The following is a 19,108-nucleotide window of genomic DNA, read 5'->3' on the forward strand; positions in this document are numbered from 1 at the left end:
GCCCGCGACGGACGGGCACGTCACCCGCGGTCTTGTCCCGCGTGCGACGGCCCTCACCGGACGGCCGTGGTGATTCTGTCACTCTCCACCGGAGAGTGCTAAGTCCAATGGTTAGCACTCGACCCCCGAGAGTGCAAGCAGCGTTCACTCAGAGCGGCACCCCAGGAGCCGCGTCAGGGCTATCGTGCGCGTGTGCAGGATCACGACGAGGACGTCGACACCGGCGGTCGGCGTACCGCGGGCGCGGTCGTCGCGCCCCTGCGTCGTGCCCGGCACGCGGACCGCCGCCGGCGCACGGGGGGCGCCCTCGCCGTGGCGTTCGTGGTCGCGGCCACCACCGCCATCGTCGCCACGGCGCCGGCCGGAGCGCGCGCCGCCGAGACCCCGGCCCCGCCGGCCGCCGCCCCGCCCGCCCCGGAGTACGCGTCGATCCCGCTCTACCACGAGGGCCTCACCACGCTCCCGGGCGGCCTCCGGGTGCCCCTGGCGCCCGGCACCGACGCGACGTTCCTGGCCGGCACCCACGTCGTCGACCCTGCGGCGTCGACCCTCGCTCGCGCGGTCACCGGAGCGGCCCCTGCCGGGCACGGTGCCACCGCGCGCGCCGCCGCCTCGGTCGCCGGCCGCCAGCGCGCCTGGCTCGCCTCCGGCACCGTCCCCGGCGTCGGCGGGCCGTACGAGGACATGGCTCGCGCCGCCCTGCTGGACCTGCACGCGCTCATGCTCCCGGACGGTGCGGCCGTCGCGGCCTGGTCGGAGAAGTGGCGGTACGTGTGGCCGCGCGACGCCTCGTTCGTGGCCGTGGCGCTGGCCCGGACCGGCCACGTCGACGACGCCCTCGAGATCCTCTGCTTCCTCGACCGGGTGCAGTCCGCGGACGGCTCCTTCCAGGCGCGGTACCTGCCCGACGGCTCGGGGCCGCCCGACGACCGCGGCGTGCAGACGGACGGCACCGGGTGGGCGCTGTGGGCCGCCGGCCTGGTCCTCGCGGAGATCGCCGATCCCGCCGAGCGCACCGCGGCCGCCGAGGAGCTCCGGCCGTTGATCGTCCGCTCCACCCGGCACGCGATCGAGCTCGTCGGGCGCGACGGTCTCCCGCCCGCGTCACCGGACTACTGGGAGGTGCCCGAGGACGCCCTCACGCTCGGCACGGTCGCGCCGCTCGTCGCCGGCCTGCAGCAGGCGTCGACCCTCCTGCCCCTGACGGGCGACGACGCGCTGGCCGGGTCCGCCTTCGACGCCGCGATCCGCTCCAAGGTGGCAGTGATCCGCGCGTTCGGCCCGACCGGGTTCGCGCGGTACGCGGACGGCGGGCACGCGGACGCCGCCAGCGCCTTCCTGCTGCCGCCCTTCCTCACCACCGCGGTCCCGGGTGCCGACGAGGCGTGGCGGGCGTCGGCCGTGGCCATGGTCCGCCCCGCCAACGGCCTGGCGCCCGGAGCCGGCTGGCGCGACGACGGCGTCTCCTGGACGCCGCAGACGTCGCTCTACGCGTGGGTGGCCGCGGAGAGCGGCCACACCGACCTGGCCGACGGCTGGCTCTCGTTCCTGGACACCCACCGCACCCCCTCGGGATCGCTGCCCGAGAAGGTGCTGGCCGACGGCTCCCCCGCGGCGGTCGCTCCCCTGGGCTGGAGCGCGGCCTGCGTGCTGCTGGCGCTCGACACCCTCGAGGGGTGACACGCCGACGGGCCGCACACCCGTGAGGAGCGCGGCCCGTCCACGTCGGGGTCAGAGACCGCGGACCTGCTCGGCCTGCGGGCCCTTGGTGCCCTGCCCGACCTCGAACTCGACGTCCTGGCCCTCCTCGAGGGACCGGTAGCCGTCCGACTGGATCGCGCTGAAATGCACGAAGAGGTCCTGGCCTCCCCCTGTCGGGGTGATGAAGCCGTACCCCTTCTCCGCGTTGAACCACTTCACGATGCCCTGGGCCATGCCGTGCTCCTTGACGTCCGGTGCCGGACGCTCCGCCGGCGCCCGGTGCGCGTGAGCCTAGTGGCCGCGCTCCCGCGCCGACCAGGGTCGTCTCGGTGCCGTCCGAGCGGACGGCTCAGGCGTCCGGGTCGGTGACGAGCACGACGGAGATGCCGGTCCCGGCGTCCGCCGCGGAGAGCGTCGGGGCGCTCAGGCCGAGGGTGTCGGCGACGAGCTGGGCGGTGGCCACCTGGTCCTCGGTGGCGTAGTACACGACGGAGTCGTCGGTGGTCGGCTCGGTGTTGCCGGTGGTGACGGCGGTGAACCCGGCGGTCGTGAGCTTCTCGGCCTGCGCCGCGGCGAGGCCGCCGATGCTGGCGGCGTTGAGCACCACGATCGGCGTGTCCATCACGGGGGTCGGCGCGACCGGCTCCTCCACCGGCTCCGTCTCCGTGTCCGTGGGCGGCTCGCCCTCGGTCGCGGTGTCGGAGGGGGTCTCCTGCGCCTCCGGGGACGTCGAGGTGCCCGGGAGGGTCGGGAGGTTGCCGTCGCGCGCCATGAAGTTCACCACGGCGAAGGCGAGCACCGGCGTGAGGACGAGGACGACCAGGAACGGCCACCACCTGCTCCACGCCGAGCGGGGGGCGCGATGCACGCCTCGGGGGACGTCAGGGTTCGACGGGACGTCGAACTCGTCCTCGGGATAGGAGTACTCCGCCTTGCTCACGGCGGACAGGCTAACGGCTCAGGCCATGGGGACGGGTCCACCTGGGGCAGGACGTGGGCCGTGTCACGTGCAGCGACGGGGACGCCGGCACGCAAAGACGGGTGGATCAGGCGTCGCCGAGGCGGCGGGCGGTGCGGGCCCGCTGGCGCGAGGACCGCATGCGGCGCAGGCGCTTGATGAGCATCGGGTCGTGCGCGAGGGCCGCCGGGTCGTCGATCAGGGCGTTGAGAACCTGGTAGTACCGCGTGGCCGACATGTCGAACAGCTCGCGGATGGCCGACTCCTTGGCGCCCGCGTACTTCCACCACTGCCGCTCGAACGCGAGGACCTGCTCGTCGCGCTCGGAGAGCCCGTCCGGGCGCGGGGTGCTGGGTGCCGGGATGTGACCGACGGTGATCGTCGCGGCGTCCATGCGTCCTCCTGTGCTCTCGCGGGGCTCGGCCCGCACCCGAGGATGCTGACCGACAGCCGTCATCGTACGACCGTAATGACACACGTGTCATTCCCGTCGGCGCGTCGTCGCCCGTGTGCCGCGCGAGTCGTCCGCCCTGCGCCGGATCGGTAACCTCGCGGGCGTGACCGCCGCGCCGCTGGACCAGCTCGTCGCCCCCGACTGGGCCGTCGCCCTCGCCCCCGTCGAGCCGCAGCTCCGTGCGGCGGGGCAGTTCCTGCGCGACGAGGTCGCCGCCGGACGCGGCTACCTGCCGGCCGGCGACGCCGTGCTGCGGGCGTTCCGGCGGCCGCTCGCGGAGGTCCGCGTGCTCGTCGTCGGCCAGGACCCCTATCCGACGCCTGGCCACCCGATGGGTCTGTCGTTCTCGGTGCAACCCGATGTCCGGCCCCTGCCGCGGTCGCTGACCAACATCTTCACCGAGCTGGTCGCGGACGTCGGCGTGGCACCCCCGACCAGCGGAGACCTCTCCCCGTGGGCCGACCAGGGCGTGATGCTGCTCAACAGGGTGCTCACGGTGCGTCCGGGGGCGCCCGCGTCGCACCGGCGCCACGGGTGGGAGGCGGTGACCGACCGGGCGATCGCGGCCCTCGTCGAGCGCGGCGGCCCCCTCGTCGCGGTGCTCTGGGGCCGGGACGCGCAGTCGCTCAAGCCCGCCCTCGGGTCGGTGCCGACGGTCGAGAGCGTGCACCCCAGCCCGCTGTCGGCCAGCCGCGGGTTCTTCGGGTCCCGCCCGTTCTCCCGGGTGAACGCGCTGCTCGTGGCGCAGGGTGCGCAGCCGGTCGACTGGTCGCTGACCTGACGGCCCTCACAGGTCGTCGACGATCCCCCAGGACGCGGCGGTCAAGGAGTACGCGGTCCAGACGCCCGGGTCCAGCTGATCCACCAGGCCCGCCACGAGGACCACTCGCGACCGGTGCTGCACCTGGTCGGCGTCGCGGTACAGGATCACCGCCTCCGCGCCCGCGCACTCCGCAGGCACCCGGTCGAAGCGGGCCCCGGCGAGCGAGTAGGAGCCGGTCCTCGGGCTGATCTCGACCTCGTATCCCCAGGTCACCGCCGAGGTGTCGCACCGCGAGGCGCCGGTTCCGGCCGCGGCCTGGTCGGCGAAGCGTGCGGACGCGACCATGCTCGCGACGGCGAGCGCAACCAGTGATCCCGCCCAGAACAGCCGCTCGGGCGACGGGCCGACACGCCTTCGGGTCGACGTCATGACGCTCCCCTCCGTGGGCGCGGTCGTGCGCGTGGAGGCGTCGCCAGCATCCTGCTCGTCGCCGGCGTCACGGCGGTGCCGTCGTGACGCGCCGGGCCCCGAGGCCGGGACCTGGTCCTCACCCGGCCCATCGACCGGTCCGTCCGGGAGTTGAGGAGTCCGCGGACGCGGGCACAATGTCCCGGTGAGCAACCAGAACCCGCCCTGGTCCCGGTACGTGGCGATCGGTGACTCGTTCACCGAGGGGCTGTGGGACTCCCCCGACGGCCCCGAGGCTCCGCAGCGCGGATGGGCGGACCTGCTGGCCTCGCACCTGTCGGAGCGGCGCGCCGCAGCGGGCGAGTCACCCCTGGAGTACGCGAACCTCGCCATCCGCGGCCGGCTGCTGCGCCCGATCCTGGTCGAGCAGGTGCCCGCGGCGCTCGCGCTGAAGCCGGACCTGGTGAGCCTCGTCGGCGGTGGCAACGACATCCTGCGGCCCACGGCCGACATCGACCGGCTGGCCCGCAACCTCGAGGCGGGCGTCGTCCGGCTCCGCGAGGCGGGGGTCGACGTGCTGCTCGGCACGGGAGTCGACGCCGCCGACAGCCCGCTGGTGAAGGCGACGCGCAGCCGCGTCGGCATCTACAACGCCCTGATCTGGTCGATGGCGCGCCGGCATGGTGCCTACGTGGTGGACCTGTGGGGCATGCGGTCGCTGCGCGACTGGCGCATGTGGGCCGAGGACCGGATCCACCTGACCACCGACGGGCACGCGCGCGTGGCGCAGGGCGCCCTGGTGGGGCTCGGGCTGACGCCCGACGACCCCGCATGGGACGACCCGCTCACGCCGCTGCCGCCGACCCCGCGGATGCAGAAGGCCCGCGAGGACGCCGCCTGGGTGCGCGAGCACGTCTACCCCTGGGCGACCCGTCGGCTGCGCGGCAGGTCGTCGGGCGACGAGCGTGTGCCGAAGCGGCCGGAGCTGTCACCGCTGGACTGACCGCTCAGGGGATCTGGCAGACGATCCCGGACTGGCCGGCGCGGTTCTCCACGAACGCGGCGTACAGGCCGGGCGTCGCACCGATGTTGGCCGCCAGCCGACCGCTGAGCTGCGGCAGGGCCGAGCAGCTCGACGTCACCTGGGCACCGTTGTTGGCCGACGTGAGCCCCGAGGTCGACCAGGTCCACCAGGCGGGCGCCCCCGGGATCGTCACCGTGAACGACACGTACTGCGAGTTGGAGATGCCCGGCGCGCTGAAGTCGATGTCGAAGTTGCCCTGGCCCGACCCGTTGGTGCCCCAGTAGTTCGACGACGCCGCGCCGACGACGCTGCACGGCTTCGTGGCGTCCACGGTGCCGTTGGCGTTCCGGACCTGGCACACGTTCACCGGGCCCGCCGGGGGCGTGTACGTCCAGGTCGCGGGGACCTGCCAGCCGCCGATCGTCACGTGCACCTTGAGCCCGGCAGCGGGCGTGAAGCTGCCGGTCGCAGCCGTCAGGGTGGCCGTGGCGGTGGTCACTGTGCCCGTCGCCTCCAGCCGGCGCGCGGCGGGCCAGGTGGTGACGGTGGGGTCGTACACGGTGACGACGAGCGCCCTGCCGGAGCAGCCGACGGTGTCGACGTTGCTCAGCACGACGCTCGACGTGGTGCCCGAGGTGGCCGGGTTGGTGACCGCCACCGTCTGCGAGGTGCAGCGGCTCTGGCTGGTCGTGAAGGGCTTGAGGCGTGCGGTGAGGGTCAGGGCCGAGGCCTGCGCGAGCGAGCCGCCGACGAGGGCGAGCAGCAGTGCCCCGACGACGGCGACGAGCGCGTGGCGGCGGCGGATCCGCGGCAGCCGGCGGCTCACGGCTGCTCCCCCACGACGGCGGCCACGGGGACGCCCTCCGGTGCGGTGACGGGCTCGTCGGTGTCGACGAACTCATCGGTGTCGGTCTCGTCGTCGTTGCGGGGCCACACGAGGATCGCCAGGGCGATGACGATCAGGGAGAGCCAGACGTAGGGGGTCGCGAAGACCCTGGCGAACATGCCCAGCTTCGGGACGTGCAGCTCGGCGATGCCCAGGACGTCGGCGTCGGTGGGCGTGAACGGGTCGATCCAGCTGTTGTTGTCGCCCTGCGCCTGCCAGCCGGCCTCGCCGTCGCCGGCCACGAGCCGGTGGATGATGCGACCGCCGCCCAGCTCCGGCGGCTGGTAGACCACGATGTCGCCGACCGCGGGTGCGCCGCAGCGCGCGACGACGAGATCACCGGTGTAGTACGTCGGCTCCATCGAGTGCCCCGACACGATGGTCAAGGTGGTGCAACCGCCGAGGCTCGTCGGCCAGAGCAGCCACGCGACGGCGGCGATGCCCACCCAGAACGCGACCGAGACCGCAGCGCGCCACACCCGACGCGCGAGGGCGTCGGGTGCGGCGGGCGTGTCGGTCTCGGTCACGACGAGGTGCTCGGCGGCACGATCAGCTGAAGATCGTGACGGCGACCTTGCTGATGTTGGCGGGCGTGGCCGTGGTGAGCGCGATCGTCGCGACACCGGTGGTGACGTTCGCGGCGGTCGTCTCCTGGACGATGGTGCCGGTCGAGTCGAGCAGCGCGACCTTGTACTTCGCGAGGGCCGTGGTGCACGCCGCGTCGAAGCTGGTCAGGGTGAGCGACGCCGACTTGTAGTCGCCCGACGTGATGACGGGGGTGGTGAACGCGACGGCGATGGACGTCGTCTGGCAGCCCGCCACGTCCTTGACCCCGGCCTGGAGCTGGGGGGTGCCCGTCAGCGTGAGCTGCGACGCGGAGGCGAGCGAGAGGCCGGCGACACCGAGGACGGCGAGCGCGACGGCGATGCCCTTGCGGGACTTCGAGGACTTGGTGGAAGCCATGGTGATCTCCTGAGGGTTAGGTGCCGGGCATCGGCACCTCACCGAGACCCACACGGAGACTCGCCAGAGAGGCGGTCGTCCGCGAACGTAGGTGTCATCGACATGGTCACCCGTCCAAGTCTGGGTGGCAGCACCTGGGGGGCCCGGGATGCCCGTTTCTTTCACCCTGGGCGTTTGCGACGGACCTCCCAAGCTGGACACACGTCCTACTGGCCGCCGGCCCCCAGAGGGAGCCAGGCCTGGAGGCGAGCACCCTTCTCCGAGCCGGGCGAGAGGGCCAGGCGACCGCCGACGAGCGTCAGGCGCGTCCCGAGGCGCGCGGTCCCCGACGGCGTCCCGGCGACGGTCGGGTCGTACAGCTCCCCGTCGTTCTCGACGCTCACGTGCAGCACTCCGTCGGTGACGTCCAGCTCGACGGCGAGGGACGACGCCGGCCCGTGCTTGAGCGCGTTCGTCAGCGCCTCCTCGACCACCCGGACCGCGAGCAGCCGCTCGCTGACCGTCAGGGCGGATGCGGTGGGGTCGTCGAGCGCCCGGACCGCGTCGCTCACCGTCAGGCGGGTCGCGATGCTGGCGGGGATGCGGCCGAGCAGAGCCCGCAGGGCCGGAACGAGCCCGAGCTCGAGCCGGTCGGGGTAGAGCAGCCGGCTCATCTCGCGCACGTCGGTCTCGCGCGCCTCGTCGAGCTCGGAGCGCACCCAGGCCAGTGAGTCGATGTCGTCGACGTCCAGACCGTGGTTCGTCCCCCGCGAGATGACGTCCGCGAGGCGGGCATCGACGAGCACGAGCTTGGACTGGAGCGTGCCGTGCAGGCCCTCGGCAACCGCCCGCCGGACGCGGATCTCCTCCTGCTCGAGCGCCTTGATCGCCACCTCGACGTGCACCGCGTTCCGGGTGGCGGACCGGGTGCGGATCCGGGCGGACCGGCGCGTGGCCATGGCCCACATCCCGATCCCCCCGGAGATCGCCCCCAGGATGAAGCCGCTGAGGACCTCCGCGTCCCGCGCAGGGTCGGCCACGTCGGAGTGGACCCCGAGCGCCACCTGGACGATGAACCGGGCGGCGGCTGCCAGGGCGGCCGCGAGCGTGACGAACGCGACCATCCACCACACGCGGGTGGCGCGGTGCGCCTGGACGGCGGCGAGCACCAGCACCAGCACGATCACCGCGGTGGAGTTCGCGGCCAGACGCGCCCAGACCGAGACGTACGCCCACTCCGGGACGTACTCCGCGTAGACGTACGCCGACTGCAGGGCCGCGCCGACGCCGTAGCCGAGCGCGATGATCGCGGTGCCGCGCAGCAGCGTGATCTGGTCCCTGCGGCTGTCTCCCCGTCGGGTCGCGATGGCCGCAGCTGAGTCGCTCGACGACGTCGTCATGGGGCTGTCGCTCCGTTCGCCGTCGTCGGCACGCTCTCGTGAGCGTGTGATGTTCATGGTCGCCCGGCGCGTGGTCGCGCGTCGAACCCAGCGGCAGACGATACTGGCGGCGATGAGTGTTCCCAGCACCAACCCCCTGCGCATCGCCGTCGTCGAGGACCAGCCGCTCTTCCGGTCGATGCTCGAGCACACGCTGTCCGGCACGCCCGGCCTGCATGTGGTCGCCGCCCTGGGCACCGCGACCGAGGCCGCGCGCATCCTGCGGCCGGGCCTCGTCGACTGCGTGGTCCTCGACATCGACCTGCCCGACGGCAACGGCATCTCGCTGGGCGTCACGCTGCGCCGTCGGATGCCGACGCTGGGCATCCTGCTCCTGTCCGCGCACGACGCGATGGACCTCCTCCTGGACCTGCCCGCCGACGTCGCGGCCGGCTGGGGCTACCTGTCGAAGACCTCGTCGACGAGCGAGGAGGTGCTGGTCAACGCGGTGCGGGCCGCGGCGCGCGGCGAGACGGTGCTCGATCCCTCGCTGATCGCGCGCATGACCCCGCGGGCAGGCTCCGCCGTCGCTCGGCTCACCGACCGGCAGTACGAGGTGCTCCGCCTGCTGGCGGCGGGCCTCTCGAACGCCGGCATCGGGGACCGCCTGGGGATCACCGAGAAGTCTGTACAGAACCATGTCAACGGGATGTACGCGACGCTCGGCATCGACGCCGACCCGCAACGCAACCCGCGGGTGAGCGCGGCGCTGCGGCTGCTCGAGGAGACCGGCCCGGCCCTCTGAGATGGCCGCGACCACCGTGATCCGAGGCGAGGACTGGTACGCCCGCGACCTGTCCGGCCAGGAGTTCCGGGACGTCGAGTTCCTGGACCTGGACCTCACCGAGGCCTTCGGCGTCGGCGCCGTGTTCGAGGACTGCGTGTTCCGGAACGCCAAGCTCAACGCCTCCGTGCACACCGACGCCGCGTTCGTGAACTGCACCTTCCACCGTTCGAACTTCTTCGACGTGCGGTTCGAGCGGTGCAAGCTGATCGGCTCGAAGTTCGACGGCTGCTCCTGGGACATCGCCAAGGTCGAGGGCGGCAACTGGTCCTTCGTCGGCCTCCCGGGCGCGGACCTGCGCTCGGCGACGTTCACGGGGGTGCGCCTGCGCGAGGCCGACCTCACCGGGGTCCGCGCGGTGGGCGGCACGCTGCGCGACTGCGACCTGGCCGGCGCGTGGCTGCACCGGGCCGACCTGACCGGGTGCGACCTGCGCGGGAGCGACCTGACGGGGATCGACCCCGCCACCGTCACGCTGGACCGCGCGATCATCACGCTCCCGCAGGCCGTCACGATCGTCGAGGCGATGGGGCTGGACCTGCGGGTGGAGTGACGGCGCGGGCTCGTTCCCGAGACGTTCACCGCGTCGTCACCCGGTGTCCGTTCTGCCGCATCCGCCCGACCGGCACGGTGGGAGCACCACTGTGCACGGCGACGGAGGGTTCCCTCGATGACCACGACCGACGACCAGGAGACCGGCCGCGGGATCCCCCGACGACTCCTGCTGCCCATGGCCGGGCACACCGCGGGCAAGCGTTCCCCGGTGACCTGCCACCTCAAGTGCGCCGACGCCTGCTTCCACCCGGTGCCGAACACCAGCGAGAACGAGTACTTCCGGGACATCGCCAGCGCGAGCATGACGCGGCGGTCCGTGCTGTGGGGTGCGGTCGCCGCCGGCGGTGCGATCGTCGTCGGCTCGGCGCTCGGGGACGCCCAGCCCGCGGCCGCGTGGGGACGCCCGAGCCCGCGGCTGGCCTTCACGCCGATCGCCCCGGTGCCCGCAGCCGTCGACTCGTTCGTCGTGCCGGAGGGCTACCGGTGGTCGCCGATCATCCGCTGGGGCGACCCGCTGTTCTCCGCGCGTGACACGTTCGACCCGAACGCCCAGACCGCGCAGCGGCAGGAGCGGCAGTTCGGCTACAACAACGACTACCTGGACATCATCGAGGGGTCGCACGGCTACAGCGCGATCCTCGTGGCCAACCAGGAGTACACGAACGAGAACATCATGTTCCCCCCGGCGACGACGCCCGAGGAGCTCGACGAGCAGCGACGCATCGCGATCGCCGCCCACGGCATGGCGATCGTCCAGCTGTACCGCGCGCGCAAGCGCAAGCCGTGGACGTACGCCGTCGGTGCACCGCTCAACCGTCGGATCACCGGGAACACCCCGTTCACGTTCAGCGGTCCGGCCGCCGGCTCGGCGCTGCTCCGCACGGTCGAGGACCCGACCGGGACGACCGCGCGGGGAACCCTCGGCAACTGCGCGGGCGGGACCACGCCGTGGGGCACCGTGCTGTCCGGCGAGGAGAACTTCAACGGCTACTTCCGCACGGCCGGCACCAGCGCGGCCGACCTGCGCTACGGCCTCGCCGACAGGGCGACGACGCGCGGCTGGGAGTCGGTCGACCCGCGGTTCGACGCACGGAACCCGGGCTACGAGAACGAGCCCAACCGGTTCGGGTACATCGTCGAGGTCGACCCGCAGGACCCCTACAGCCCGCCGGTCAAGCACACCGCGCTCGGCCGCTTCAAGCACGAGGGTGCCAACGTGGTCATCGGCCGCACCGGCCGCGCGGTGGCGTACATGGGCGACGACGAGCGGTTCGACTACCTGTACAAGTTCGTCTCCACGGACCGCTACAAGCCCGGGGCGAGCCAGCGGAGCCGGCGGCACAACAAGACGCTGCTGACCGCCGGCAGCCTGTACGTCGCCCGGTTCACCGGCGACTCCCCCGCCGCGGAGATCACCGGCACCGGCGCGCTCCCGTCGGACGGGGCGTTCGACGGTACGGGCGAGTGGATCCCGCTGGTCGTCGACGGGGTCAGCCACGTGCCCGGGTTCAGCACCGAGCAGGTCCTCGTCAACACCCGGCTCGCCGCGGACGCCGCCGGCGCCACGAAGATGGACCGCTGCGAGGACGTCGAGCCCCACCCGACGTCCGGCCGCGTCTACGTCGTGTGCACCAACAACACCGACCGCGGGAAGGTCGGCAAGGAGGGCGCGGTCGAGCCGAACCCCCGGACCAACAACCGCGACGGCCACGTCATCGAGATCACCGAGGCGGGCAACGACGCCGCCGCCACCAGCTTCGGCTGGAGCATCCTCCTGCTCTGCGGCGACCCCGCGACGAACACCTCGACCTACTTCGCCGGGTTCCCCGCCGACCAGGTCTCGCCCATCTCCTGCCCGGACAACGTCACCTTCGACTCGGCCGGGAACATGTGGCTCGCCACCGACGGGGCACCCGGCGTCATCGGGTACGGCGACGGCCTGTTCAAGGTGCCGCTCGAGGGCCCGCAGCGCGGCCGCGTCCAGCAGTTCCTCTCGGTCCCGGCCGAGGCCGAGACCTGCGGACCGGTGGTGCGCGACGCGGACGACATGGTCTACGTGGCCGTCCAGCACCCCGGCGAGAACGGGACCTGGGCCCAGCAGCGCTCGTTCTTCCCCGACTACGTGGCGCCGGGCTCGCTGGCCGGCGGCCGGTGGGGCGGGCCGCGGCCCAGCGTCGTGCAGGTCTGGAAGGCCTGAGGTCAGGCGCCGGCTGACGCGAGCTCGTCCGCGGTGGGGGGAACCGCACCGAGGCGGGCGACCGTCAGCGCGGCGGCCTGCACCGAGCGCTCCAGCACCTGCTCCACCACCGGCGCCCCGGAGCGGAGCCAGCGCATGCTCGAGTCGGCGTCGAGGGTCAGCGCGCTGTCGATGAGCGTCGACATGAAGGCGTCGCCCCCGCCCACACCGGCCTCGGCGTAGAGCACGGAGATGCCCGGCACATCGACGACACCGCGTGCCGTGACGGCCGAGGCGCCGCGCGGACCCCGGGTCAGCACGGCCAGGTCGGGCCCGCGGCCGATCCAGTCGCGCAGGACGTCGACCGGGTCGTCGTCCGGGTAGAGGAACATGAGATCGCTCTCACTCGCCTTGACGATGCCGGCCAGCTCGACGAACTGGAGCGTGCGCCGCCGGGCGTCCTCCCGTGCGCCCACGAGGGCGGGCTCGATCTTCGGGTCGAACGTGATCAGCGACCGGCCGTACGCGTGGGTCACGAGGTCCAGCACGGTCCCGGCGCCCGGCTCGAGGTAGGCCGCGACCGAGCCCGCGTGCACGCAGCGTGCCGTCGAGTCGCCGGCGTCCGCCGCGGGCGCCCAGTGGATCCGGAAGTCGTGCCGCGCCGAGCCGTCGACGCGGAGCACAGCGCGGGCCACGGACGAGCTCCCCTGGGTCACGGACGAGTCGGAGAGGCCGACGCCCGACGCCGTCAGGTACGCGGTGATGTCGTCGCCGCGCTCGTCGCGCCCGATCGCGGTGTGCAGCAGGGTGTCCCGGCCGAGCCGGGCCAGCCCCACGGCGATGTTGCCGGCGCTGCCGCCGACGCGCTCACGGATGGTCATGCCGTCGTCGTGCACGTCGATCAGGGCCTCGCCGATCACCAGGACGTCGTGTCGTGGGTTCATCGCTTCCTCAGTTCACCGGCATCGGGGGTGGGGTCTCGCGGGGCACCCCGAGGCCCGGGAGCCAAGCTCGAACCGGGGCCTCGGGACGCTCGCTCTCGAGAGTGACACACGTGTCGTTTCCGTCAGATTTCCCGGAGACGAACGTTTGGTGCGCACGCCGAATTCACCCGTTGGGGGCAGCGCGACGAGGGCCGGCCCCCGGAGAACGTCTCCGGGAGCCGGCCCTCGCGCGCCGGGCGTCAGCCCACGGTGGCCGCCGCGATGTCGGGGTTGTCGCTGAACAGCCCGTCCATCCCGGCCCTGACGAACACGCGGATCTCCCCGGCCAGGTCACCGACGGCGTTCGGGTCCGCGCTGCTGCGGAACTCGGCCGGCAGGAACTGGTTCTCCCGGCGGAACGTCCAGCCGTGGACCTCCAGCCCGACCTTGTGGGCGTCCCGGATGACCGACGTGGGCGTCCCGAGGGTCGCGTCCGGGTTCCGCGGGATCATCCTGTCCTTGCACAGGCCCACACCGTCGGCGTAGGTGGCGATCTCCCGCAGGCCCGTGCGCGTCACGAGGTCCGCGTAGGTGCGTGGGTCACCGGCGGCGACCAGGTCGTACGGCGCACCCGAGCAGTCGACCAGCTGGGCCAGCCGAACCTTCGTCAGCCGGTCGAGCTCGCGCAGGTTGCCGGTCTCGAAGCTCTGGATGATCACCGGCGACCGCTTCTCGTTCAGCCCGGCGGCGGTGAGCTGGGCGAGCAGCGGCTCCTCGAGCGACAGCCCGATCGAGTCGAAGTACGTCGGGTGCTTGGTCTCGGGGTACACCCCGACCGCCTGCCCGTCGCAGCTGACCGAGTGCCGGCCGAGGTCGAGCACCTCGTCGAGCGTCGGGACCTCGTAGAGCCCGTCGAACGCGGTGTTGGCGGGCCGCACCGCGGGGAGCCGCTCCTTGGCCCGCAGGGTCTTCAGCTCGGCGAGCGTGAAGTCCTCCGTGAACCAGCCGGTGACGCTGCGCCCGTCGATCGTCCTGGTCGCCCGGCGGTCGGCGAACTCGGCGCGGGCGGAGACGTCGGTGGTCCCGCTGATCTCGTTCTCGTGCCGGGCGACGAGCACGCCGTCCTTCGTCGAGACCAGGTCGGGCTCGATGTAGTCCGCGCACTGCTGGATCGCGAGCTCGTACGACGCGAGCGTGTGCTCCGGGCGGTAGCCGCTGGCACCGCGGTGACCGACCACCGTGACGTCCCCGGCCTTCGGCGCGCGCACCTGCCGGAGATCGACGAGGGCCAGCTCCGTGTCGTCCGGGGTGCCCGCGATCCGGGCCGCGTTGCCGGGGTAGTTGTTGTCGTTGGCGAGGAGCAGCCGGCCGTCGCGCAGCTGCACCACGGTCTCGAACGACTGCACCGGCAGCGAGAACGGGTCGTCCGTGCCGTACCCGTCGCCGGCGCCCAGGTGGTCCGGGTTGGCGATCTTCAGGGCGTCGAGCACCAGCGTCTTGCGCACGTAGCCGTCGGCGTCGGTCCGGTCGAGGTCGATCCGGTAGACCCGCTTCATCACCGCCGCGGCGCCCTGGAAGTCGTCGCGCTCGATGACCAGGAGCTCGCGCTTGCCGGTGAGGAACGCATCCCCGATGACGTTCGCGTCCTGGTGCGTCTGGTACGCCCACGTCCGGCCCGTGTATGCGCCGGTGGTCGTGTCGAACTCGTAGATCGTCCGGCGGCGCTGCTGCGCGTCGTCGACGAACGTGCCCTCGGTGATCGGGTACAGGAACCGACCGTCGCGCGAGCCGGCCAGCGCCTCGAACCCGCGGCTGGCCCGGACGTTCGGCGTCTCGCCCGCCTGCAGGTACGGGTTCTGCGGCGACTTGCCGCCGACGAACGGCACGGGGGCGGCCAGGAGCTTCCCGGTCGCGTCGACGTGCAGCAGGAACGGACCGAACTCCTCGCCGATCCAGAAGCTGCCGTCCTTCGCGCGGACCACGGACTCGACGTCGAAGTCCGCGCCGGTGAGCAGGCGGTCGGGGGTGGCGTCGTTGACGATCGGGAAGTCGACCTTGTGGTCGGGGTCGCGCAGCGAGAGGAACTCGCCGACCTCGATCTGCCCGCTCGTCCACTGCGGCGTCACGTGGTAGATCCGCAGGAGGAAGTCCGCCGAGTTGGCCTTGGTCCCGAACCCGTTGTCCGGCAGCGCCCAGAACGTGCCGTCCCCCGCGTCCACCATGCCGGAGAACCCGGGGATCACCTGGCCGGCGAACGGACCCTGCCGACCGTTGGCCGGGGTGGCCAGAGCTCCCGACGGGGGTCCCGGCGCGAGGAAGTCGGCGGAGAGGGTCGCGCGAGCGACGAGGGTGGGCTGGACGACGGTGTGCCGGCCGTGCTGGTCACCACCGCGGTCACCGGCGATCGCCGGCGTCGGGGCAAGGAGGGCGGCGGTCACGGCCGCCGCGAGGACAGAGAGTGCTGCGGTGCGTCTCATGCATCCAGCGAACTCCTCGCAGACGACCGGCACCAGACATTCCGGAAAGTTCCGGATGACCACGGTATGAACCTCGTGTGACTGCACCGGGTGCGCTCGCGCCCGTAACGTGCGACCCATGCGACTCGGAGTGCTGGACGTCGGATCGAACACCGTGCACCTGCTCGTGGTCGACGCCCACCGCGGCGGCCCACCGGTCGCGCAGTCGTCGCACCGGTCCGTGCTGCGGCTCATGCGCTACCTGGAGCCGTCCGGGTCCATCAGCCCCGAGGGTGTCCGCGCGGTCGTCGACGCGGTCGCCGCGGCCGTCGCCGCGGGTGCCACGGCCGGGATCGACGAGCTTCTGCCGTTCGCGACGTCGGCCCTGCGCGAGGCCGGCAACGGTCCCGAGGTGCTCGACCTGGTGGAGTCCACGACGGGTGTCCGCCTGCAGGTGCTCACCGGCGACGACGAGGCGCGCTCGACGTTCCTGGCGGTGCGGCGGTGGTTCGGCTGGTCGGCGGGCGAGATCCTGCTGCTCGACATCGGAGGTGGCTCGCTGGAGCTGGCCGCCGGGGGCAGCGAGGACCCGGACGTGGCCCTCTCCCTGCCGCTGGGGGCCGGTCGCTCGACGGTGTCCTTCCTGCACGACGACCCCCCGACGGCCGACCAGCTCGCCGCCCTGCGCACGCACGTCCGCGCGCAGCTGGCCGAGGCCCGCGTGAACTTCGCCGGCCGCCCCGACCCGGCGCACGTGGTCGGGTCGTCCAAGACGATCCGCTCGCTGGCCCGGCTGGCGGGCTCGCTCGCGGACGGGGTCGGGCCACAGGACCGGCGGCTGCTGCGTCGGTCCGGCCTCGACGACTGGGTCCCGCGCCTCGCCCGCCTCCCCGCCGACTCGCGACCGGCCCTCCCGGGCATCACAGCCGACCGGACGTTCCAGATCGTGGCGGGCGGGATCGTGCTCTCCGAGACCATGCGGGCGTTCGGCGTCGACGAGCTCGAGGTGTCGCCCTGGGCCCTGCGGGAGGGCCTGATCCTGCAGTACCTCGAGCGACTGTCCTGACGCCGCCGGTCACGCCGAGCGCAGGGACCCGCCCACGGCGCGGGCAGGTCCGAGCAGCCGCAGCACGGACGTCCCGTACTCGTCGTGGTGCTCGACGCTCACGGCCAGGACGCGGCCCTGCTGCCGGCGTCGTGCCCAGTCGACGACGTCGTCGACGTCCTCGGCGTCCAGCAGCCGCCACTGCTCGCCGTCGTCCCTGCTCGTCCAGAACTCGACGACGTAGACGGGCTCGGCGATCGACATCGCCCGGGAGGTGGACCGTGCTCGTTCCACGCGCATGGGGACGATCGTGCTCGGTGCAGGTGAACGGCCGGCGACCGCGGGACGACCGCGGCGTGGCGATGGAGCCCCCTATCGGATTCGAACCGATGACCCCCTGTTTACAAGACAGGTGCTCTGGCCGACTGAGCTAAGGAGGCGGGCGCGCCCAGGATAACCGGGCGCCCCCGCGGGAGCGCCCGGTCGTCCGAGGGTCAGGACTTGGCGGCGTCGACCGCCTGCTTCAGGGCGCCCGGGGTCTGCCACTCGTTGAACGCGGTGCCGTTGATCAGCACGGCAGGGGTGGACAGCTGCGGCAGGTCGAGACCGGCCTGGTTGGTCGCCGCGGCGACCCACGGGGCGAACGTCCGCCACGTGCCGTCGACCGCGTCCTCGTCCTGGGTGGCGAACGTGCCGTCCACCGTGTCGGTGAACGTCGCGGTGACCTCCGCCGGGACACCGACGGACTCAGCCACCTCGGCGATCTCGGCGTCGGAGCGACCCGAGGTGCCCTCCGCCGGCTGGTCCTCGAAGAGGGCCGTGACGAACGCGGTGAGGTGCTCCGGGGACTGGTCGGCGACGATCGCGGTCGCGTTCGCCGTGCGGGTCGAGTACGAGCTGCCCGCGGACAGCCGGTCGAGGATCGAGATCGGGTGGTACGTGATGGTCACGCCACCCTCCTCGAGCATGGCTTCCATGTCGGCCGAGTTCGTGGTGTCGAACTGCCCGCAGTAAGGGCACATGTAGTCGAAGTAGACGGTCAGGTCGACGGTGTCGTCGCCGACGGTCCCGACGTCCTCGGCGGCAGGGCCGCTGACCGGGATGCCGCCCTTGTCGTTGGCCGGGGCCGGTGAGGTCACGTCGGTGAGCAGGGGTGCGACGACGTTCTCGGCACCCTGGCCGTAGACGACGTCGGAGTTGGCGGCCTCGTTGGCCTTGTTCTGGTTGACGATCGTGAACGCGACGGCGACGAGCGCGACGACGGCGACGGCGAGGCCGGTGATCGCGAGGATCCGGTTCCGCTTGGCCTTCTTCTCCTGCTCCTTGCGCATCTGCGCGGCCTTGAGGCGAGCCTCGTCGCGCCGCACCGCCTTGGTGGGCTTGGGGTCGTTGGTGGGCATGGGTGCTCCTGGTGGGACGGGGGGGACAGCGGGTGGGTGGGGGTCAGGCCACCGCGGGTGGACCCCGCCTGGCGATGCTTCCGACGAGCACCCGGTCGGTCCACGCCGGCACCACGGGCTGGAGCACCGTGCGCACCCGGACCGCCACGGGCAGCGGTCGGGCGCCGCGCAGGCCGCCCCGCAGGGCACGGCCGACGAGCTGGCGGACCTGCTGGGCCGCGCGGACCAGCAGGGCGGACAGCCCGACGCCGCACGCGGTGAGCAGGAGGTACAGGGCCGCGACGGGGACCGCCACGCTGAGCAGCACGACGGCGCCCTGCGACATCGTGCCCAGGCCGTAGGCGCCCTCCGGGCAGTCCGCGGCGTCGCGGAGCACGGACAGGCGCAGCCCGAGCGGGCCGAGGACTCCCCCGGCGCTCACGCAGTCGTGCAGCAGCACGCGACCCTCGGCGGCGACCGCGGCGGCCAGCCCGGCGAAGACGACCGCGCACACGAGCGACAGGCGCGCGACGGCGCGGTGCGGCCCTCGTCGCGCGGTCATGCGGCACAGCGTAGGGGGCGCGGCTGAGGATCCGGGCCTCGTCACGACGGACGCGGCCGCCGGACCACCTCGATGTCGAACCCGAACGACCGCTTCCAGTCCTGCGCCAGGCGCCCACCGGCGCGCCGCACGATCCCCCGCAGCCACCACTCGTCGGGGTCGATCCGCGGGAACGCGTGCTCGACCAGCAGCGGACGGAACCGGGCGTCGACCGCCTCGACCCGGCGCCGCAGGAGTGCCAGCTCGGGACGGTCGGCCAGCGACGGGTCGGTCAGCGCCGCCTGGAGCGTGGTGCGGGACATCGCCTCGTTGGCGTAGGCGAACTCGTCGCCCCGGTAGCCGTGCTCGCACTCGGCGACGAAGCTGGACCAGCGCTCGAGCACCGAGGCCGGGGTGTCGTCGCGCCACACGCCACGGGCGCGGACCACCGCGGTGAAGGCGTCGTCGAACGAGGTCACTTGGCGATCTCGCGCAGGAAGTACTCGTAGCCCTCGTCGGGACGGAAGTACGCCACGATCACGTCGCCGCGGTAGACGCCGAGCGATCCCGTGCGGTGGTCGAACCGGACCAGGTCGCCGTTGCTGCGCCGCCCGGTGACGACGTCGACCTCTGCCTCCAGCGACATGCCTGAGCTCCTCCCCTGACCGCCGAGC

22 protein-coding genes and 1 tRNA gene are annotated in these 19,108 nt (G+C 72.9%); 7 read left to right on the forward strand and 16 right to left on the reverse strand.

What is annotated here, in order from left to right; genetic code table 11:
• Nucleotides 1–192 precede the first annotated feature (192 nt).
• A complete protein-coding gene (locus ASD18_RS00345; protein ID WP_200938411.1) occupies nucleotides 193–1,680 on the forward strand; it encodes a glycoside hydrolase family 15 in 1,488 nt (495 codons plus the stop codon).
• 51 nt (nucleotides 1,681–1,731) lie between these two features.
• On the opposite strand, the gene ASD18_RS00350 is transcribed toward ASD18_RS00345, so the two are convergent.
• The 3 genes from ASD18_RS00350 to ASD18_RS00360 all read right to left on the reverse strand — a co-directional run bounded on the left by ASD18_RS00350 (nucleotide 1,732) and on the right by ASD18_RS00360 (nucleotide 3,053).
• A complete protein-coding gene (locus ASD18_RS00350) occupies nucleotides 1,732–1,935 on the reverse strand; it encodes a cold-shock protein (RefSeq protein WP_056085684.1) in 204 nt (67 codons plus the stop codon).
• A 115-nt stretch (nucleotides 1,936–2,050) separates the two neighbouring features.
• Nucleotides 2,051–2,641, reverse strand: a complete 591-nt coding sequence (locus tag ASD18_RS00355) for a LytR C-terminal domain-containing protein (protein WP_056085685.1) — start codon at nucleotides 2,639–2,641, stop codon at nucleotides 2,051–2,053.
• Nucleotides 2,642–2,747: 106 nt separating this feature from the next.
• Complete coding sequence (locus ASD18_RS00360; protein ID WP_056085686.1) at nucleotides 2,748–3,053, reverse strand: DUF3263 domain-containing protein; 306 nt, start codon at nucleotides 3,051–3,053, stop codon at nucleotides 2,748–2,750.
• A 163-nt stretch (nucleotides 3,054–3,216) separates the two neighbouring features.
• Here ASD18_RS00360 and ASD18_RS00365 point away from each other — a divergent pair, with 163 nt between their 5' ends.
• Nucleotides 3,217–3,894: a uracil-DNA glycosylase gene (locus tag ASD18_RS00365; RefSeq protein WP_056091252.1), complete on the forward strand. Its 678-nt coding sequence runs from the start codon at nucleotides 3,217–3,219 to the stop codon at nucleotides 3,892–3,894.
• A gap of 6 nt (nucleotides 3,895–3,900) precedes the next feature.
• Here the strand turns inward: ASD18_RS00365 and ASD18_RS00370 are convergent, their stop codons facing one another.
• Nucleotides 3,901–4,305, reverse strand: coding sequence for a hypothetical protein (locus ASD18_RS00370; protein WP_056085687.1), 405 nt, complete (start codon nucleotides 4,303–4,305; stop codon nucleotides 3,901–3,903).
• A gap of 184 nt (nucleotides 4,306–4,489) precedes the next feature.
• Between ASD18_RS00370 and ASD18_RS00375 the strand changes: the two genes are divergently transcribed.
• Nucleotides 4,490–5,287 carry an SGNH/GDSL hydrolase family protein gene (locus ASD18_RS00375; protein ID WP_056085688.1) on the forward strand — a complete coding sequence of 266 codons (798 nt, stop codon included), beginning with the start codon at nucleotides 4,490–4,492 and terminating at the stop codon, nucleotides 5,285–5,287.
• A gap of 4 nt (nucleotides 5,288–5,291) precedes the next feature.
• Here ASD18_RS00375 and ASD18_RS00380 read toward each other — a convergent pair whose 3' ends face one another.
• The 4 genes from ASD18_RS00380 to ASD18_RS00395 form a co-directional block, all read right to left on the reverse strand.
• A complete protein-coding gene (locus ASD18_RS00380; RefSeq protein WP_056085689.1) occupies nucleotides 5,292–6,134 on the reverse strand; it encodes a hypothetical protein in 843 nt (280 codons plus the stop codon).
• On the reverse strand, nucleotides 6,131–6,721 hold the full coding sequence (locus ASD18_RS00385) for a S24/S26 family peptidase (protein ID WP_056085690.1): 591 nt from the start codon (nucleotides 6,719–6,721) through the stop codon (nucleotides 6,131–6,133). The genes ASD18_RS00380 and ASD18_RS00385 overlap by 4 nt, the downstream gene beginning before the upstream one ends.
• A gap of 22 nt (nucleotides 6,722–6,743) precedes the next feature.
• Nucleotides 6,744–7,157 carry a hypothetical protein gene (locus tag ASD18_RS00390; protein ID WP_056085691.1) on the reverse strand — a complete coding sequence of 138 codons (414 nt, stop codon included), beginning with the start codon at nucleotides 7,155–7,157 and terminating at the stop codon, nucleotides 6,744–6,746.
• A 206-nt stretch (nucleotides 7,158–7,363) separates the two neighbouring features.
• Nucleotides 7,364–8,536 (reverse strand): sensor histidine kinase, encoded by a 1,173-nt coding sequence (locus ASD18_RS00395; protein WP_056085692.1) that lies wholly within the window; start codon nucleotides 8,534–8,536, stop codon nucleotides 7,364–7,366.
• 112 nt (nucleotides 8,537–8,648) lie between these two features.
• On the opposite strand from ASD18_RS00395, the gene ASD18_RS00400 reads away from it, so the two are divergent.
• The 3 genes from ASD18_RS00400 (at nucleotide 8,649) to ASD18_RS00410 (ending at nucleotide 12,111) form a co-directional block, all read left to right on the forward strand.
• A complete protein-coding gene (locus ASD18_RS00400) occupies nucleotides 8,649–9,320 on the forward strand; it encodes a response regulator transcription factor (protein WP_056091254.1) in 672 nt (223 codons plus the stop codon).
• Between the two features lies 1 nt (nucleotide 9,321).
• Nucleotides 9,322–9,912: a pentapeptide repeat-containing protein gene (locus ASD18_RS00405; protein ID WP_056085693.1), complete on the forward strand. Its 591-nt coding sequence runs from the start codon at nucleotides 9,322–9,324 to the stop codon at nucleotides 9,910–9,912.
• A 117-nt stretch (nucleotides 9,913–10,029) separates the two neighbouring features.
• Complete coding sequence (locus ASD18_RS00410) at nucleotides 10,030–12,111, forward strand: PhoX family phosphatase (protein WP_056085694.1); 2,082 nt, start codon at nucleotides 10,030–10,032, stop codon at nucleotides 12,109–12,111.
• Nucleotides 12,112–12,113: 2 nt separating this feature from the next.
• Here ASD18_RS00410 and ASD18_RS00415 read toward each other — a convergent pair whose 3' ends face one another.
• Together ASD18_RS00415 and ASD18_RS00420 are read right to left on the reverse strand one after the other, a co-directional pair.
• Nucleotides 12,114–13,034: a PfkB family carbohydrate kinase gene (locus ASD18_RS00415; RefSeq protein ID WP_056085695.1), complete on the reverse strand. Its 921-nt coding sequence runs from the start codon at nucleotides 13,032–13,034 to the stop codon at nucleotides 12,114–12,116.
• Between the two features lie 239 nt (nucleotides 13,035–13,273).
• Nucleotides 13,274–15,490 carry an esterase-like activity of phytase family protein gene (locus ASD18_RS00420; RefSeq protein ID WP_056085696.1) on the reverse strand — a complete coding sequence of 739 codons (2,217 nt, stop codon included), beginning with the start codon at nucleotides 15,488–15,490 and terminating at the stop codon, nucleotides 13,274–13,276.
• Nucleotides 15,491–15,608: 118 nt separating this feature from the next.
• Between ASD18_RS00420 and ASD18_RS00425 the strand changes: the two genes are divergently transcribed.
• Complete coding sequence (locus tag ASD18_RS00425; protein ID WP_056085697.1) at nucleotides 15,609–16,535, forward strand: exopolyphosphatase; 927 nt, start codon at nucleotides 15,609–15,611, stop codon at nucleotides 16,533–16,535.
• A gap of 9 nt (nucleotides 16,536–16,544) precedes the next feature.
• On the opposite strand, the gene ASD18_RS00430 is transcribed toward ASD18_RS00425, so the two are convergent.
• From ASD18_RS00430 to ASD18_RS20915, 6 genes are all read right to left on the reverse strand, one after another.
• The gene (locus ASD18_RS00430) at nucleotides 16,545–16,814 is read right to left on the reverse strand and encodes a hypothetical protein (protein ID WP_156387815.1); all 270 of its coding nucleotides are present in this window, start codon (nucleotides 16,812–16,814) and stop codon (nucleotides 16,545–16,547) included.
• Between the two features lie 63 nt (nucleotides 16,815–16,877).
• Nucleotides 16,878–16,954, reverse strand: a tRNA-Thr gene (locus ASD18_RS00435).
• A 54-nt stretch (nucleotides 16,955–17,008) separates the two neighbouring features.
• Nucleotides 17,009–17,914, reverse strand: coding sequence for a thioredoxin domain-containing protein (locus ASD18_RS00440; protein ID WP_056085699.1), 906 nt, complete (start codon nucleotides 17,912–17,914; stop codon nucleotides 17,009–17,011).
• Nucleotides 17,915–17,957: 43 nt separating this feature from the next.
• Complete coding sequence (locus ASD18_RS00445; RefSeq protein ID WP_056085700.1) at nucleotides 17,958–18,455, reverse strand: hypothetical protein; 498 nt, start codon at nucleotides 18,453–18,455, stop codon at nucleotides 17,958–17,960.
• Between the two features lie 41 nt (nucleotides 18,456–18,496).
• Nucleotides 18,497–18,913, reverse strand: a complete 417-nt coding sequence (locus ASD18_RS00450) for a hypothetical protein (protein WP_056085701.1) — start codon at nucleotides 18,911–18,913, stop codon at nucleotides 18,497–18,499.
• Complete coding sequence (locus tag ASD18_RS20915) at nucleotides 18,910–19,080, reverse strand: hypothetical protein (protein ID WP_156387817.1); 171 nt, start codon at nucleotides 19,078–19,080, stop codon at nucleotides 18,910–18,912. The genes ASD18_RS00450 and ASD18_RS20915 overlap by 4 nt, the downstream gene beginning before the upstream one ends.
• Nucleotides 19,081–19,108 lie beyond the last annotated feature (28 nt).

It is taken from the genome of Cellulomonas sp. Root137, assembly GCF_001426725.1.
Taxonomy (GTDB): domain Bacteria; phylum Actinomycetota; class Actinomycetes; order Actinomycetales; family Cellulomonadaceae; genus Cellulomonas.